A 17,344-nucleotide genomic window follows, 5' to 3' on the forward strand; every position below is an offset into this window, starting at 1 on the left:
ATTGACATGACGACAAGACGTAAGTTTCTGAAAACCGCCGGGGTAGGGGTCGCAGCCGCACCTCTGGCCGCACCGGCGCTGGCTCAAAGCACGATCACGTGGCGCATGCAGACCTATGCCGGTCCTGCGCTGGCGGCGCATGTGATCGACCCGGCAATCGAGATGTTCAACAAGATCGCCGGTGATCGGATGCAGATCGAGCTGTTCTATGCTGACCAGCTTGTTCCGACAGGCGAACTGTTTCGTGCCATGCAGAAAGGCACCATTGATGCGGTACAATCCGATGATGACTCGATGGCGTCGCCCACCGATGTCACAGTGTTCGGCGGCTATTTCCCGTTTGCCTCGCGCTATTCCCTGGATGTACCGGTTCTGTTCAATCAGTACGGTCTGAACGAAATCTGGGACGAAGAATACTCGAAAGTCGGGGTCAAGCACATCTCGGCGGGCGCCTGGGACCCGTGCCATTTCGCCACCAAGGACCCAATCAACAGCCTGGCGGATCTGCAAGGCAAGCGTGTCTTCACTTTCCCAACAGCGGGTCGCTTCCTCAGCCAGTTCGGTGTGGTACCAGTTACACTGCCATGGGAAGATATCGAGGTCGCCGTACAGACCGGCGAGTTGGACGGCATCGCATGGTCGGGCATCACCGAGGATTACACTGTCGGCTGGGCGGATGTGACCAACTACTTCCTGACCAACAACATCTCAGGCGCCTGGGCCGGGTCTTTCTTTGCCAACATGGATCGCTGGAACGAGTTGCCGGAAGATCTGCAAACGCTGTTCCGTGTTTGCTGTGATCAGTCGCATTACTACCGCCAGTGGTGGTACTGGGGCGGCGAGGCCAGCTTGCGGGTCAATGGCGACAAGATGCAGCTGACCACGATCCCGGATGAGGAATGGGCACAGGTCGAAGGCGCGGCAATCGCATTCTGGGATGAGATTGCGGCAGAATCTGAGATCAAGGCGAGGGTTGTTGAGATATTCAAGCAATACAACGCCGACATGCTCAAGGCCGGACGGCCTTATCGTTACGGATAATAAGCAACTTCCCGACGCGGGTAACTCCTCTCGCGTCGGGTTTGGACATCACCTGGCGACACCTCTTATGTTCATATCAATCCCAATAACAGAGATGCGAAACCGGATGCACAGTGCTGCTCACCGGTCGGACGGGGTATGAACACATGGCCATCGCTGGTTTTCTGATCGAGATTTTTGCCGCAACCATGTTGCTGCTTTTCGCCGTTCGCTTGGTTCGTACGGGGATTGAGCGGCGATTTGGCGCGCTATTTCAATCGCTTTTGACCCGACATTCAAACAGTTTTGTCGCCGGTGGCGCGGGTATGGTTCTGGCTACGATCCTGCAAAGTTCAGCCGCCGTGGCGGTTTTGCTGACAGGGTTTGCGGCGGCCGGAATGGTCAGTTTTGGCATCGCCCTGGCGGGGGTTTTGGGGGCCGATCTGGGATCGGCTCTGGTCATTCAGATACTGTCTTATGATTTGGGATGGTTGCAGCCGGTATTGCTGGCGCTGGGCGGGTGGCTCTACCTCAAATCCGATCGGGCAAATGTTCGCCTGATGGGGCGGATTGTTCTGGGTGTGGCCTTCATTTTGGTATCACTGCAATTTTTGCGCGATGCAGTTGATCCGATTCGTGAAAGTGCCTTTTTGCCAGCTATCGCGGGCTATCTTGAAAGCGACTATTTCAGTGCCTTCATCGTTGGGGCTGTGCTTGCCTTTGTCATGCACAGCTCGGTTGCGACAATCCTGATGTGCGTGACGCTGGTACAGATCGGGGCAATCCCATTCGCGGCGGGTTTGTCGTTGGTATTGGGGGCAAATTTGGGCTCGGCCTTTATTCCGATCTGGTTGACGCGCGACCAGATCGTTTCGGCCCGCCGGATACCGATAGCCAACCTGTTGCTGCGCGGCAGTGCGGCGCTTGTGATGCTGTTTGCTGTCAACGTCACCGGGACCCATGCCGCATTGATGATCAGCGGGCCGGGGCAATCGTTGATCTTTGCCCATATCGGTTTCAACCTCGTGGTGTTTCTGCTGGCAACCGGATTCGTCACCCGGATGGAAGCGCCGATGGCTTTGCTCATGCCCGAGACCGACCCTGAATCTGGTGTGGCAGATCAGTTCTCGGGTGCTCTTAATCCGCTAGGCGACCCCAGCGCCACAGGCCCTGATGTTGCGATGTCCTCGGTGCGCCACGAATTGTTGCAGATGGTCACGCAGGTCGAACGCATGTTCCGCCCGGTGCTGGATATCTATGAGCGTGACGACATTGATACCATTGCTGCCCTGTCGCAGCAGGATGAAATGGTAAACGCCCAGTTGACGGAAATCCGACGCTTTGTCGCGCGGTTGCCGCGGCAGAATATGAGCAAGTCTCAGATCAAAGCCGCCCGTGGTCTGGTGGAATACGCTATTCGGCTCGAGGCCGCTGGAGATGTCGTGTCGAACAGAATGACGCGTTCAGCAAAGATTAAACACATGGAAAGGGCCGAGTTTTCCGCCCAGGGGTGGAAAGAACTCAAGGATTTACACGCCACCATTCAGGAAAGTTTTTCGCTGGCGCGACACGTTTTGTTGGTGGATGACGTCGACTGTGCCCGCCGTCTTGTTCTGGACAAGGCCGAGATCAAAAGGATGTCCCGCGACAGCCGCAAGGCGCATCTAAAGCGGCTGGAGCGTGGTCAAACGGAAAGTTTCCAGTCCAGCGATCTGCATCTGGAGGCACTGCGCGCTATGCGCGATCTGCACGGCCATATCGCGGCCATCGCCTATCCGATCCTCTACAAAAGCGGACAGGTTCTGGAAACGCGGTTGGTTATGGAAATGGAGAAAGAAGCGGCCGAAGACTAACGGCCGTCGATGGGAACAGGGGCGCGGTGGGCCCGATTGTGATGAAGGATGAACATGATGGGTCATGATGTTGTGTTGGCGGACCTCAAAACCAAGGTTGAAGCAGGTGAAGTAGACACCGTTCTTGTTTGCATGGTGGACATGCAGGGGCGGCTGATGGGCAAACGGTTTCATGCCGGTCACTTTGTGGCAGGCGCTTGGCAAGAGACCCATTGCTGCAATTATCTGTTGGCGACAGATCTGGAAATGGGCACGCCTGACGGATATGCCTCGACCAGCTGGGAGCGGGGCTATGGCGATTACGTCATGAAACCTGATCTCAGCACTTTGCGCCCGGTGCCGTGGCTTGAGGGCACGGTGATGGTGATGTGCGATGTTCTGGATCACCACACGCATGAAGAGATCCCGCACGCGCCCCGGTCGATCCTGAAGAAACAGGTCAAACGCCTGAAAGCCATGGGTTACGACGCGATGTGCGCCACCGAGTTGGAGTTCTTTTTGTTTGAGAAGAGCTTTGACCAGATCCGCAAGGAAGGCTTTCGCGATCTGGCGCCGATCTCGGGCTATAATGAGGATTATCATATCCTGCAGACCACCAAGGAAGAGCATGTGATGCGTCCCATCCGCAATCATTTGTGGAACGCGGGCATCCCGGTCGAGAATACGAAGGGCGAGGCCGAGACCGGTCAAGAAGAGTTGAACATCAAATACGCCGCCGCCATGGAAACGGCCGAGTATCACTCGATCGCCAAGAATGCGGTGAAGGAAATCGCCTGGCAGCACGGGCATGCGGCCACGTTCCTGCCGAAATGGCATCATGACAAGGTTGGTAGTTCATCCCATGTGCATCAGTCGCTGTGGTCTGAGGGAAGGCCAATCTTTTTCGACGAAAAAGATCCGCTCGGCATGTCGGCAGTAATGAAAAGCTATATGGCCGGGTTGTTGAAATACGCTGCCGATTATACGTGTTTCATGGCCCCCTACATCAACAGCTACAAGCGTTTCCAAAAAGGAAGTTTTGCGCCGACGCGGATCATCTGGTCGGTCGACAACCGCACCGCCGGTTTCCGACTGTGTGGTGATGGAACCAAATCGGTTCGCGTGGAATGCCGTATTCCGGGCTCGGATATGAACCCGTATCTGGCGATTGCTGGTATGTTGGCGGCGGGTATCGCGGGCATCAAGGAAGGGTTGGAGCTTGAGCCACCAACCAAAGGCGATGCGTATCAGAGCGAGTCCGGCATGATCCCCGGGAACCTGCCCGCTGCGCGGGATGCCCTGCTTGGCTCAACCATGTTGCGGGCCGCTATGGGGGACGAAGTTGTTGATCACTATGCGCGCGCCGCCGAGGTGGAAATCGAGGAATTCGAAAGCGTGGTTACTGATTGGGAAATTGCCCGCGGGTTCGAAAGGGCCTGAGGGTGGACGAAGCTGGGGGCCCTGCCTGCCGCTATTGGTGCTTGAGCCAATGGCGCATCAATGACGGCCCCCGAGGTTTGTGTTGGCCAGATAAAGCAGGAGATTCTGCTTTTTAGAGGATGGAGTGGAGATGGGGCAGATGTTGAAATGCATCTCGCCGATCGATGGATCGGTTTATGCTGAGCGCGAAACCTTATCGCGCGAAGCAGCGTTTGAGGTGGCCGCGCGGGCCAGGGAAGCGCAAACATCCTGGGCAGCACGCCCATTACAAGAGCGAATTGATCTTGTGATGGCGGGTGTCGCCGCTGTTGGTGCGATGAATGACGAAATCGTGTCCGAGTTGGCCCATATGATGGGGCGCCCAGTGCGCTACGGCGGAGAGTTCGGCGGGTTCAACGAGCGCGCCGGCCATATGGCCGAGATCGCGCAGGGTGCACTGGCCGATATTGCGGTGGGCGAGGATGAGATCTTCAGGCGCTATATCAAACGCATTCCGCATGGGGTTGTCTTTGTCGTGGCGCCCTGGAACTACCCGTACATGACTGCGATCAATACGGTGGCCCCGGCGTTGATTGCGGGCAATACCGTGGTGCTGAAACACGCGACCCAGACCTTGTTGGTGGGTGAGCGGATGGCGCAGGCTTTCCATTCGGCAGGTGTTCCTGAGAATGTGTTCCAGAATGTGTTCCTGAGTCATGATGTGACTAACGATTTGATCGCTGGAAATGCGTTTGATTTCGTGAACTTCACTGGCTCGGTCGGTGGTGGTCAGGCGATGGAACGTGCGGCGGCGGGCACATTCACCGGGGTCGGTACCGAGTTGGGCGGCAAGGATCCAGGCTATGTCATGGACGACGCCGATCTGGACGCAGCTGTTGATACGCTGATCGACGGTGCGATGTTCAACGCGGGCCAGTGCTGCTGCGGGATTGAGCGGATTTATGTGCACGAAAGCCTGTATGATGCGTTCGTTGCCAAAGCGGTTGAGATTGTTCAGGGCTATAAGCTGGGCAATCCGCTGGATGCAGAGACGACGATTGGACCGATGGCCAATATACGCTTTGCCGATGAGGTCCGCGCGCAGATTGCCGAGGCAGTCGCGGATGGCGCAGTTACCCATATCGACACTTTCCCCGAGGATGATGGGGGGGCATATCTGACCCCGCAAATCCTGACCAATGTCACACACGACATGCGGGTGATGCGGGATGAGAGTTTCGGCCCCGTAGTTGGAATCATGAAAGTGTCGTCGGATGACGAAGCCATCGCGCTGATGAATGACAGCGAGTTTGGCCTGACCGCCAGCCTCTGGACCCGCGACGTGGACCGGGCCGCGCAGGTCGGGGACCAGATTGAAACTGGCACCGTCTTCATGAACCGCGCCGATTATCTGGATCCGGGCCTGTGCTGGACCGGTTGCAAGAATACCGGGCGTGGCGGTGGTCTTTCTGTCATCGGCTATCACAACCTTACCCGCCCCAAATCCTACCATCTGAAGAAGGTGACATCATGAGCCTGTCTGGAAACTGGTCCTATCCGACCGCGATCAAATTCGGCGCTGGCCGCATCAAGGAACTGCCCGAAGCCTGCGCTGCGGCCGGAATGAAACGCCCTCTGCTGGTCACGGACAAGGGGCTGGCTGATCTGCCGATCACCTCGGCGACGCTGGATATTCTTGAGGCTGCGGGTCTGGGGCGTGGCCTGTATAGCGAAGTGGACCCGAACCCCAATGAGAAGAACCTTGAGGCCGGCGTTGCGGCGTATCGGGCAGGCGACCATGACGGGGTAATCGCATTTGGCGGTGGCTCGGGGCTGGATCTGGGTAAGATGGTGGCCTTCATGGCCGGTCAGATGCGCCCGGTCTGGGATTTCGAAGATATTGGCGACTGGTGGACCCGCGCCGATGCCGATGTCATTGCTCCGATCATTGCGGTTCCGACCACCGCTGGCACCGGGTCCGAGGTCGGGCGCGCCAGCGTCATCACCAATTCGGAAACTCATGCGAAAAAGATTATCTTTCACCCTAAGGTACTGCCAACCGTGGTGATCTGTGACCCGGAACTGACCGTGGGAATGCCGAAATTCATCACCGCTGGCACTGGTCTGGACGCCTTTGCCCATTGTGTCGAGGCGTTCTCAAGCCCGCATTACCACCCTATGTCACACGGCATCGCGCTGGAGGGGATGCGGCTGGTCAAGGACTATCTGCCGCGCGCCTATACCGATGGCACCGATATCGAAGCGCGGGCGCAGATGATGAGCGCGGCAGCCATGGGCGCGACCGCCTTCCAGAAGGGCCTCGGCGCGATCCACGCGATGAGCCACCCGATTGGCGCGGTGTTCAACACCCATCACGGGACGACCAACGCGGTCTGCATGCCCGCGGTGTTGGAGTTCAACGCCCCCGCCATCGCCGACCGGTTCCAGCAGGCCGCGGCCTATCTGGGCATCGATGGAGGCTTTGACGGGTTCCGCGCCTTTGTGCAGGAGTTTAATGACTCGCTGGGTATCCCCCGCAAACTCTCGGATATGAAAGTGACCGATGCGGCAATCCCCGAACTGGTCAAGGGGGCGATCATCGACCCCTCTTGCGGCGGCAATCCGATTGAACTGACCGAGGACAACCTGACAGCGCTGTTCAAAGCGGCGCTGTAAGCCTCTTGCCGATCCGCTCCCTCATCTCTCATAGTGATGGCAGGTGAGGGGGCGTTTCCATGACCAAAGAGATTGTTCTGATCCACGGAGCCTTTGCCGGACCGTGGTGTATGGCCGATTACGCGGGGTTCTTCCGCGACCGGGGCTGGACCGTGCACACGCCTGCTCTGCGGTACCATGGCGGCGACTCCAAGGCCGAACCCGATCCGGGCCTGACCGACGTCAGCGTCACCGACTATGCCAACGACATTGCAGAGTTCGTGCAGGGGCTGGACGGCAAGCCGGTGCTGCTGGGTCACGCCATCGCAGGCGTAGTGGCGCAGCAGGTGGCAGCGCGCGGCTTGGCCAGCGCCATCGTTCTGATCAATCCGAACGCGCCATGGGGCACGCTGCCCGAAACCGACGACGAACGCGCCGTGCCGCGCGCGTTGATGGAGGGCGGGGCGTTCTGGAAACAGCCCATGCGCGTTGAGTTCGATCTGATGGCCCCCTTTGCATTGAACAAGATGCCCGAGGCGCAGCAGCATGAGGTGTTCGACCAGTTGGGCGCGGAAAGCGGGCGGGTGATGTTCGAGATGTTCTTTTGGATGTTCGACGACCACCACGCGATGAAGCTGGATATCGACAAGGTCGACTGCCCGGTTCTGATCGTATCTGGCACCGAGGATCGGGCCGTGAACCCCAACACCTGCCGCGCGTTGGCGAAGCTTTACGGAGACCGCGCGACGTTTCTGCCGATCGAGAACCACGCGCATTTTCTGTTCATGGAGCCCGGGTGGGAGGGGCCAGTCGGGCAGATTGCGGAGTGGTTGGATGGGGTGCCGGTGATGCCGGGCTGAAGCCCGGCCTACGGATAGTGGAGACGTACTAAACTATCCACACAATGCTTGATGCAAAGCATCAAGCACGCGCTCGACCCGCCCCTTAAGGCGGGCGCGTTCCTCTCCCATCCTAGGGCCAAGCGCGAGGTTCAAATTAAAAAGAACCGTTGCTGTTCGAACGTCACAAGATGATCACTTCTTCGATTAGCTGAATGCGGGAGTCTCTCATTGGAATTCTATTTCATTTGTTTCAGAAACCGTCGTTCAACAATTTTGAAACCACGAAATGACGCTCTGGCTTTTTTTATTTTGACGCCGTTGTAGTCCTTCAAAGCACATTCAAACTGAGAGGGTTTTAGGTTTGACCTGGCACCGATAATAATCTCTCGCAGCCTTAGCTCATCGCTAAATGGATGGAAGAACAGATTTGCACCACGTGCCTTTAGTTCTTTGTCTTTTTGCGGAAGTTCAACGTATGCTCTCCATTCGTTTTCGTACATCCAATGTTTGCTTTTTGTGTTTCGAGCCTTGGAGAGTAAATGCTCCAACACTTTAGTGTCCAAGAGGGCTACCGGGCAAAAGGGAAAAAAGTCCTCTTCGTATTCGATTGGAATAACGTCACCAGAAACGTCAAAACCGAAGCAAACCCCTTTATGATTCTGAGCGTAGTGGCCCCACATAGTCGGGAGGGTCCATTCACTACAGAACGAGATAAAACCGCGTTCTTTAGAGAATTCTTCAATGGTAGCACGCCATGCTATTCTTGCTGTACGATTGTTCCCGAAGTCGAATGGCATCATCTCGAAGATATCATTCACTTCATTGGGGAACGACAGTTTCAAGCGGCGTCGTACAACGTTGTCTAGTGCATGTTCTGGGCCCGTGAAATAGTATAGACGTTTGGATTCAATCAAACATCCAACTCCTCCACAAACCGCGCGTTCTCTTGAATGTATTGGAACCGCAGTTCGGGTTTTTTGCCCATCAGGCGCTCGACCAAGTCGCCGGTTTCGCCAGGTTCGTCCTCGTCAATCGTGACGCGGATCAGTTTGCGGGATGCCGGGTCCATCGTGGTTTCTTTCAGGTCCTTGGCGTCCATTTCACCCAGTCCCTTGAAGCGGGATACATCGATCTTGCCCTTGCCGCCCAGGCCCTTCTCAAGCCATTCGTCGCGCTCGGCCTCGTCCAAACAGTAGACGCGTTTAGCGCCTTGGGTCAGCCGATATAGGGGCGGGCAGGCCAGGTAAAGGTGGCCCGTGTCGATCATCGGGCGCATTTGGGTGAAGAAGAACGTCATCAGCAGCGCCGCGATATGCGCGCCGTCGACATCCGCGTCGGTCATGATGATGATCTTGTCATAGCGCAGGTCGTCGACGTTGAAACGGGTGCCAAGCCCGACACCCAGCGCCTGGGTCAGATCGTTGATCTCGGCATTGGTGCCCAGCTTGGAACTGGCCGCGCCCAGCACGTTCAGGATCTTGCCACGCAGGGGCAGCAGGGCCTGTGTTTTGCGGTTGCGACCCATCTTGGCCGAGCCGCCCGCCGAGTCGCCCTCGACGATGAACAATTCGGTGCCGTTCCGTGTTGAACTGGAACAGTCCACCAGCTTGCCGGGGAGACGAAGTTTCTTAGTGGCGGACTTGCGCTGTGTTTCCTTCTCGGCTCGCCGGCGCAGGCGTTCCTCGGACCTTAGAATGAGGAAGTCGAGGATCGCTCCGGCGGATTTGTTATCCGCGGCCAGCCAGTTGTCGAAATGGTCACGGACCGAGTTTTCGACCAGCCGCTGTGCTTCGACCGTGGCGAGACGGTCTTTGGTCTGGCCGACGAATTCAGGCTCGCTGATAAAGCAGGACACTAGGGCGCAGCCGCCGGTAACCAGGTCGTCGCGGGTGATCTGCGCGGCCTTTTTGTTGTTGATCAGCTCGCCGTAAGCTTTGATGCCCTTGAGGACCGCCGCCCAGAAGCCCGCCACATGCGTGCCGCCTTCGGGGGTGGGGACGGTGTTACAGTAGGATTGGATGAACCCGTCGCGTGAGGGGGTCCAGTTGATCGCCCATTCGACCTTGCCGGGGGCGTTGAATTTTTCGCGGAAATCCACGGTGCCGGCAAAGGGCTGGTCGGCATAGGTCGACGAGCCGTTCATCGTTTCCTTCAGGTAATCCGACAACCCGCCGGGAAAGTGGAACGTCGCCTCGGTGGGGGTTTCGCCGTCGTCGATGGCGGTTTTCCAGCGGATTTCGACGCCCGAGAACAGATAGGCCTTGGAGCGGATGGATTTGAACAGCCGCGCGGGTTTGAATTTGTGGTGGCCAAAGATGTCGGGATCGGCATGGAAGGTCACCGTGGTGCCGCGCCGATTGGGGGCAGCACCAACCTTTTCAACCGGTCCCTGAGGTACTCCGCGCGAGAAGCGTTGTTCGAACAGCTGTTTGTCCCGGGCCACCTGAACAACCATGGAATCCGACAAAGCATTGACCACAGATGCACCAACCCCATGCAGACCGCCCGAGGTCTGATACGCCTTACCCGAGAACTTGCCACCCGCGTGCAATGTGCACAGGATGACCTCAAGCGCGGATTTGTCGGGGAATTTCGGGTGCGGATCGATCGGAATGCCGCGCCCATTGTCACGCACGGTCAGGGCGTAATCTGCGTGCAGTTCGACCTCGATCCGGTTGGCATGGCCTGCCACCGCTTCGTCCATCGAGTTGTCGAGGATTTCAGCGACCATATGGTGCAGCGCACGCTCATCCGTGCCGCCGATATACATGCCGGGGCGTTTGCGAACAGGTTCAAGACCTTCGAGCACCTCAATGGATGAGGCGTCATAGGTATTGGTCGCTTCGGGCGTCAACAGATCGTCGGGCATATGGGCTGCTCTTGTTTTTGAGTTTCCCCCATTATGGCAGGTGATGTGGTCCGGGGGAAGAGGGACGCGAGGTGTTGTGGATGGTTTGGGTCTTGGAAGCGCGAGGAGTAGGAGCGATGCTTTGGAATTGGACGTTCTGTGGTGTCTGTCTTTAGCTAAGTACAGACATACAAGCGAATACGTCAGGCAAAGCTACCCGCAAATTGGTGAGGTATCAAAGGGACAACCAAAGCATTCCGTCCTTGTAACCGCCGCGTATTGGTTTTCTGTCGTTTAGAACATCTTGGTAGTCATCAGCCCAATCGCGGAATCGGTCATTCGTAACGATGCTGGCTTGATAATCCCTGGCGGCTTGCAAGACTAATGGGTCTGCTGGTGTTCCTTTTGGAGCGACCATAACGCGATCTCTCGGTAGCCTAAGCTTGGACGCCAGATATTTGTCACTCATGTATCGATCAGAAATTTTGTATCCCACATTCGCATCAAAGACCACTCCGGGCGTTAGCCCTGCTTTGGTCAGTGCGATCGTGACCTCGCGAACGGTCTCGATACTTGGAACATCGTCCTTCCAGTGCATGACGTTTGATCCGTCAACGACTGCCCACTTTCTTGCTTTTTGAAAGCGCTTCAGCCAGTTTTTGAGTAGCAATACCACACTTGCCAATGAGCAGGGCCCAGCCAGCAATACCCAATCGGTGAGCCCGGGTTGCGTCAATGCGACGACGGTGCCTATCCCGGAGAGCACGAAGACAGTACAGAGTATGCGCAATTCCAAAATCTCTTTCGCAAAATTGATAGTCTATGTGACTGAAGCGAATAAAACACCGAAATGAAAATTGTAATATAGTGGGGCCCGGGGCGACGTGGTGTTGGGTTTGGCGCTATGTGCACCCCAAAACGTTGTATAATAATCCCGAACCTTGTGTATCTATCTGGTTCGATGCCCCGAGGTACTAAAAGCTCTGCTTTTTACCTCGCAACGCTCAGTTTTCGCTTCTAGTCTTTTCGCGAAGCTGAACAACAGTAACAAGGCATGCTAAATGAGCTGGATCAATACCATTCCTTTCGAACAAGCTACGGGCAAGCTGCGCAAGCTGTATGAGCGGGTGACCGGCCCCGACAACAATGTCGACAACATCATGATGGCGCATTCCTTGCGGCCGCATTCGATGGAAGGACATATGGCGTTGTACAAGAATGTGCTGCACCATTCGGCCAATCAGATTCCCAAGTGGTTTCTCGAAACTCTGGGTGTCTGGGTCAGTTCTCTGAACAACTGCGGGTACTGTGTCGAGCATCATTTCAACGGGTTGCAAAGGTTGTTAGGCGACGAAGTGCGCGGTAATGCAATCCGTGCCGCGATCGAAGCTGGGACACCTGAAAGCGCACCATTGGAGGCTGCTCAGGTTGCGGCCATGCTGTATGCGCGCAAGCTGACGCAGGCCCCTGCAGAATTGGTGGAAGGTGACATCGCCGCCCTACGCAAGGCGGGGTGGGATGATGGAGAAATTCTCGAGATCAATCAGGTCTGCGCCTATTTCGCCTATGCTAACCGCACCGTTCTGGGGCTGGGATGTTCTACCGATGGTGACATTCTGGGGCTGTCCCCCAATAACTCGGCTGATCCTGCCGATTGGGGGCATAAATAGGCCTCAGCCGTCTGTCCACTCAATGATTGCCTGTGCCATTGCTTCGGGCTTCTGGTGGTGTAACCAGTGATCCGTGCCCGGAATATCGACTCGTGTGAGGTCGGGCGCGAAATCTTCCAGACCGTCTGTCGCCTCGGGCAGCAGCGCTTTGTCATCGGAGCCCCATAGCAAAAGATGTGGGCAACGAACCATCAGCCGCTCGACCGGAAGCCGGGGCAGGTCTGTGCAGGGCTCGCCCGGTTTCGCCACAACCAGCGGAGAGGCCCGATACCAGTTCAGCATGGCATTCAGACGACCGGGACGGGCCCATTCAGTTCGATAGTCCTCCATTCGGGCATCGGACAGCCAGTCCAAGCCCATCCCGTGGCGAAAGAAACTTTCCAAGCGGGTAAAATTGTTCGCGGCAAAGTGTGTTGCGGCATCAGGGGCCCGTAGCGCGTTAATATATTGAGAGGCCGCGGATTGTGCGCCGCCCGATGCCATAGCCCGTTGGAAGGGCACCGGGTGAACGCCGTTTGCGATGATCAGGCGACCGACGAGATCTGGGCGGAACATGGCCAGGCCATAGGCGACCGCGGCGCCCCAGTCATGGCCCAGAACACTGATTGGCGTATCCAGACCTTCGACAAGTGCGATCATATCCGAGACCAGCTCGGACGTGGCATATTGGCCGACACCCTCTGGTGCCCAGCTTTGGCCGTAACCGCGTTGATCAGGGGCAATGCAATGGAAATGAGATGCCAGATGTGGCGCCAGATCGGCCCATGCCCCACCATATTCCGGAAAGCCGTGCAGCATCAGCAAGGGTGGCAGGTCGGATGACCCCCAACGGCGAATATGAAACCTCTGGCCATTCAGGATCTGAAATCGGGTTTCCATGTTTCTTGGCCTTTTCGCCGTATAAGTGAATTTGGTTTGACCCCAATCAAAGCGCGAAAGCTTCGGTTCTGCTAGCCGTTTTTTCGAACAGTGAAAAAAGGAGAATATGAATGGATGCAGCTGCGCAACCCGAGCAAAATCTACCACGCGTGAATGACGAAACATCTGTTGCAGGTGCTGTTTCCGAGCCAAGCCCGGAAAAGATCCGCAAGGCATTCGAAAGTGGAAGATATCCCTATCATCGCAAGATGCCCCGGCGGGTCTATGAGGCCGAGAAGGCCAAACTGCAGGCTGAGTTGCTTAAGGTTCAGCTGTGGGCGCAGGAAACCGGTCAACGGTTCGTATTGCTGTTCGAAGGGCGCGATGCGGCTGGTAAGGGCGGTACAATCAAACGGTTTATGGAACACCTAAACCCCCGTCAGGCGCGCGTGGTCGCCCTTAACAAACCCACCTGGGAAGAAAAGGGCCAATGGTACTATCAGCGCTATGTGCACGAGCTTCCCACCGTTGGTGAAATGGTGTTCTACGACCGCTCTTGGTACAACCGCGCCGGGGTCGAGAGGGTGATGGGGTTCTGTTCTCCGAACGAGTACCTAGAGTTTATGCGCCAGACGCCAGAGCTTGAACGGATGTTGGTGAGGTCGGGAATTCAGCTTTACAAATACTGGTTTTCGGTCACGCAACCCGAACAACAGCGGCGGTTTCAAAGCCGTGAGACCGATCCGTTGAAGCAATGGAAACTATCTCCGATCGACAAGGCAAGCCTTGGCAAATGGGATGACTATACCGAGGCGAAAGAGGCGATGTTCTTTTATACAGACACCGCTGATGCGCCCTGGACCATCGTGAAATCGAATGACAAAAAACGCGCTCGTCTGAACTGTATGCGCCACTTTCTGTCGACACTTGATTACCCGGACAAGGATCACGGCATTGTTGGCGAGCCCGATCCTTTGATCGTGGGTCAGGCGCATCATGTGATCCACCGATCCGAGCATATTCTGGGCAACGCGCTGCATCCTGACGCCCGCTGCTAGGCCTAAGGTTCGGGGCAGGGCACCTGTCCCGGATCCATGTCTCACTCTGAAATTTCTCTGTTCCGGTCTTGTCCCGGCCTTTCGCCGGGCCTATGGCTGGTGGAATGAATAAGGTGATGACATATCAAGGCCATTTCCGTGCCATTGCCGTCCTGGGCCTGCCATTGGTTGGCGGGCATCTGGCGCAGTTCGCAATCGGTCTGACGGACACGATCATGCTTGGCTGGTACGGGGTCGAAGCTTTGGCGGCGGTCACGTTGGCCAGCAGCTTTTACTTTGTCCTGTTCCTGTTCGGGGGCGGGTTCGGTCTGGCCGTTATGCCAATGGTGGCAACAGCCGCTGCCGAAGACGATGAAACCAGCATTCGCCGTTCGACCCGCATGGGGCTCTGGTTGTCGTTGCTATATGCAGCAGTGGTAATGCCATTGCTGTGGTGGTCATACCCGATCTTGATCGCCACAGATCAGGATCCACAGGTGGCGGAAACTGCATCGGAATACCTGCGGGTTGCAGGCTGGGGTCTGTTCCCCGCTCTGGTGGTAATGGTCTTGAAGTCCTACCTTGCGGCGTTGGAGCGAACCCAGGTTGTTTTGTGGATCACCGTTGCTGCTGCGGTGGTGAACGGTCTGACCAACTATGCTTTGATCTTTGGCAACTGGGGTGCGCCTGAACTGGGCGTGATGGGCGCCGCTATCGCTTCGGTCGTGACGCAGACCGTGTCGTTAATTGCGGTTATCATCTATGCTGTAAAAGTTCTGCCCGAGCATAGCCTGTTCCAAAGGTTTTGGCGGCCCGACTGGGAGATGCTGCTGAGCGTTCTGAAGCTAGGCATACCCATCGGGCTGACCCTGCTGGCCGAAGTGTCTCTGTTCGCGATGTCGGCCTTTATGATGGGTTGGATCGGTCAGGTGCCGCTGGCGGCGCATGGGATCGCTCTGAACCTCGCCTCGGCGACATTCATGGTGCATCTGGGCCTGTCCAACGCTGCCACGATCCGGGCGGGCAATGCGCTTGGCCGCAAGGACCGCGCGCATCTGGAAAAAGGTGCCGTCGCCGTGACAGGGATGTCCCTTGTGGTGTCTATCCTGACAATCATCCTGTTCCTGACCTGCGCCGAGCCTCTGATTTCCGTATTTGTGGAACCGCAGGATCCGAAACGCCCCGAGATTCTGGCCATAGGTACCGGGTTGCTGGCCATGGCTGCGTTGTTCCAGCTGGTGGACGGTGCACAGGTGATCGCGCTGGGCCTATTGCGCGGATTGCAGGATGCCAAGGTGCCAATGGTCATGGCGGGGCTAAGCTATTGGGTCGTCGGAATTCCGGCGTCCTACTATTTTGGGTTCATCCGCGGCATGGAGGGCGTCGGTGTCTGGTTGGGCCTTGTGCTGGGTCTTGCCTGTGCCGCCGTACTGTTGATGGCGCGCTTCTGGCTGCGATCAGTGCGTATAATCGCTGAACCGGCAGCGTGAAGGCAAATTAGCCATTGTTCAGCCGGTCGGCTTTCTTCCGAACCAATACGCTGCGCAGATCATGCATCGCCAGTAGTAGCCGGTCCGTAACGTCCTCGAGCTGTTGGTCAGTCGCTTTGGACTGGGCCCACTGTGTGGTTAGGTTCAGATAGTCCACCGCGCGGTGAATATCGTCGATATCGCGCTGCGCCAGAAGATCTTTACGTTCTGCCATCCAGCGCTCGATTTCGGCCTGATCCGCCTCAGTCAGAGCGCGCTGACCCTGCGGCTTCACCTCTCCATTGCGGATGTTGATGACCGCGATCTGGTTCATTTCAATCCGACGTTGGCGGTTTTCCGTGTCGATCCGGAAAACCGCGGCACCGTTTTCGCGTATGCGGAAATAGTACTCAGGCAATTCGGCAGTCATAAGGTCTCCGATCAGGTCAGCGAAGCACAAAACCTCTGAATGCGCGTGCAGGCTTCGGTCAGCGCTTCATCTGACGTAGCATAGCTGACGCGGAAGTTGGGGGACAACCCAAACGCAGCGCCGAAGACGACTGCAACGTCAGCCTCTTCCAAAAGCGCGGTTGCGAAGGCTTCGTCTGTGTCGATCAAAGTGCCTGCAGGCGTGGTCTTTCCGATCAACCCGGAAATGGAAGGGTAGACGTAAAACGCACCTTCCGGAGTTGGGCAGGTCACTCCTTCGATCTGGTTCAGCATGCTGATGACCAGATCACGGCGGCGTTTGAACGTTTCATTGTTCGGGGCCAGAAAGGACTGTGTACCGTTCAGCGCCTCTACCGCCGCCCATTGGCTGATCGAGCAGGGGTTCGAGGTCGATTGAGACTGAACCTTGCGCATTGCCGCAATCAATTCGGCAGGCCCTGCTGCATAGCCAATCCGCCAGCCAGTCATAGCATAGGCTTTGGATACACCATTGCAGGTCAGGGTGCGGTCATAAAGCCTGGGCTCGACTTCTGCCGGTGTGCAGAACTCAAACCCGTCATAGGCCAGATGCTCGTACATATCATCCGTCATTACCCAAACATGCGGGTACCTGATCAGGACATCGGTCAAAGCTCTCAATTCCGCACGGCTATACCCTGCACCGGTTGGGTTGGACGGAGAGTTGAAGATGAACCATTTGGTCCTTGGTGTAATTGCTGCCTCAAGCTGTTCAGCGGTTAGTTTGAAACTGTTCTCCAAGGTCGTTTCAACTGTCACAGGCGTTCCCCCGGCCAGAAGAACCATATCGGGATAGCTAACCCAATAAGGTGCAGGTATGACCACCTCATCGCCCGCGTTCATGGTGGCCATCAGCGCGTTATACAGCGTCTGCTTGCCACCGGTTCCGACCGAGATCTGAGCAGGCGAATAGTCCAGTCCATGATCACGTTTCATCTTGGCGCAAACCGCCTGCTTCAGCTCTGGTATGCCATCGGGCGCGGTGTATTTGGTCTTTCCAGCAGCGATGGCCGCCACCGCAGCATCCTTGATGTTTTGGGGCGTGTCGAAATCTGGCTCCCCGGCGCTTAGGCCGATTACGTCTCGTCCGGCTGCCTTTAATTCGGCCGCCTTGGCTGTCATCGCGATTGTTGGAGATGGTTTTACGCGTGACAGTGTCGCAGACAGGAAACTCATGGTCGGCCTCAGTTTGTATGTTTAGCCTGACTGTCATAGGGTGCGCCTGA

General features: G+C 56.7%; 15 protein-coding genes. 9 read left to right on the plus strand and 6 right to left on the minus strand.

Annotation, left to right across the window (positions count from 1 at the left end):
• The first annotated feature begins 6 nt into the window (after positions 1-6).
• From AC2FJV_RS10760 to AC2FJV_RS10785, 6 genes are all read left to right on the plus strand, one after another.
• Positions 7-1,041, plus strand: coding sequence for a TRAP transporter substrate-binding protein (locus tag AC2FJV_RS10760; protein WP_142632938.1), 1,035 nt, complete (start codon positions 7-9; stop codon positions 1,039-1,041).
• A 146-nt stretch (positions 1,042-1,187) separates the two neighbouring features.
• A complete protein-coding gene (locus tag AC2FJV_RS10765) occupies positions 1,188-2,873 on the plus strand; it encodes a Na/Pi cotransporter family protein (protein ID WP_142632940.1) in 1,686 nt (561 codons plus the stop codon).
• Positions 2,874-2,930: 57 nt separating this feature from the next.
• On the plus strand, positions 2,931-4,292 hold the full coding sequence (locus AC2FJV_RS10770) for a glutamine synthetase family protein (RefSeq protein WP_281971850.1): 1,362 nt from the start codon (positions 2,931-2,933) through the stop codon (positions 4,290-4,292).
• Positions 4,293-4,422: 130 nt separating this feature from the next.
• Positions 4,423-5,805, plus strand: coding sequence for an aldehyde dehydrogenase family protein (locus AC2FJV_RS10775; RefSeq protein ID WP_496713698.1), 1,383 nt, complete (start codon positions 4,423-4,425; stop codon positions 5,803-5,805).
• Positions 5,802-6,947, plus strand: coding sequence for an iron-containing alcohol dehydrogenase (locus AC2FJV_RS10780; RefSeq protein ID WP_496688565.1), 1,146 nt, complete (start codon positions 5,802-5,804; stop codon positions 6,945-6,947). Before AC2FJV_RS10775 ends, AC2FJV_RS10780 begins: the two co-directional genes overlap by 4 nt.
• Positions 6,948-7,006: 59 nt before the next feature.
• On the plus strand, positions 7,007-7,786 hold the full coding sequence (locus AC2FJV_RS10785; RefSeq protein WP_496713700.1) for an alpha/beta hydrolase: 780 nt from the start codon (positions 7,007-7,009) through the stop codon (positions 7,784-7,786).
• Between the two features lie 218 nt (positions 7,787-8,004).
• Here AC2FJV_RS10785 and AC2FJV_RS10790 read toward each other — a convergent pair whose 3' ends face one another.
• The 3 genes from AC2FJV_RS10790 to AC2FJV_RS10800 form a co-directional block, all read right to left on the minus strand.
• Entirely contained in the window at positions 8,005-8,682 is a 678-nt protein-coding gene (locus AC2FJV_RS10790) for a DUF2971 domain-containing protein (protein WP_496713702.1), read from the minus strand.
• Positions 8,679-10,637 carry a DNA topoisomerase IV subunit B gene (gene parE / locus AC2FJV_RS10795; protein ID WP_496713704.1) on the minus strand — a complete coding sequence of 653 codons (1,959 nt, stop codon included), beginning with the start codon at positions 10,635-10,637 and terminating at the stop codon, positions 8,679-8,681. Before parE ends, AC2FJV_RS10790 begins: the two co-directional genes overlap by 4 nt.
• 214 nt (positions 10,638-10,851) lie before the next feature.
• Positions 10,852-11,412: an NYN domain-containing protein gene (locus tag AC2FJV_RS10800; RefSeq protein WP_246097118.1), complete on the minus strand. Its 561-nt coding sequence runs from the start codon at positions 11,410-11,412 to the stop codon at positions 10,852-10,854.
• A 265-nt stretch (positions 11,413-11,677) separates the two neighbouring features.
• Between AC2FJV_RS10800 and AC2FJV_RS10805 the strand changes: the two genes are divergently transcribed.
• On the plus strand, positions 11,678-12,286 hold the full coding sequence (locus AC2FJV_RS10805) for a carboxymuconolactone decarboxylase family protein (RefSeq protein WP_496713706.1): 609 nt from the start codon (positions 11,678-11,680) through the stop codon (positions 12,284-12,286).
• A gap of 3 nt (positions 12,287-12,289) precedes the next feature.
• Here the strand turns inward: AC2FJV_RS10805 and AC2FJV_RS10810 are convergent, their stop codons facing one another.
• Positions 12,290-13,165: an alpha/beta fold hydrolase gene (locus AC2FJV_RS10810; RefSeq protein WP_496677910.1), complete on the minus strand. Its 876-nt coding sequence runs from the start codon at positions 13,163-13,165 to the stop codon at positions 12,290-12,292.
• A gap of 110 nt (positions 13,166-13,275) precedes the next feature.
• Between AC2FJV_RS10810 and ppk2 the strand changes: the two genes are divergently transcribed.
• Positions 13,276-14,202: a polyphosphate kinase 2 gene (ppk2, locus tag AC2FJV_RS10815; protein WP_281971857.1), complete on the plus strand. Its 927-nt coding sequence runs from the start codon at positions 13,276-13,278 to the stop codon at positions 14,200-14,202.
• A 104-nt stretch (positions 14,203-14,306) separates the two neighbouring features.
• On the plus strand, positions 14,307-15,671 hold the full coding sequence (locus AC2FJV_RS10820) for an MATE family efflux transporter (RefSeq protein WP_496677908.1): 1,365 nt from the start codon (positions 14,307-14,309) through the stop codon (positions 15,669-15,671).
• A gap of 7 nt (positions 15,672-15,678) precedes the next feature.
• Here AC2FJV_RS10820 and AC2FJV_RS10825 read toward each other — a convergent pair whose 3' ends face one another.
• Positions 15,679-16,080, minus strand: coding sequence for a hypothetical protein (locus tag AC2FJV_RS10825; RefSeq protein ID WP_281971859.1), 402 nt, complete (start codon positions 16,078-16,080; stop codon positions 15,679-15,681).
• A gap of 11 nt (positions 16,081-16,091) precedes the next feature.
• Positions 16,092-17,294, minus strand: a complete 1,203-nt coding sequence (locus tag AC2FJV_RS10830; RefSeq protein WP_496693368.1) for a pyridoxal phosphate-dependent aminotransferase — start codon at positions 17,292-17,294, stop codon at positions 16,092-16,094.
• Positions 17,295-17,344: the final 50 nt, after the last annotated feature.

The organism is Ruegeria sp. CDSA241 (assembly GCF_059611265.1).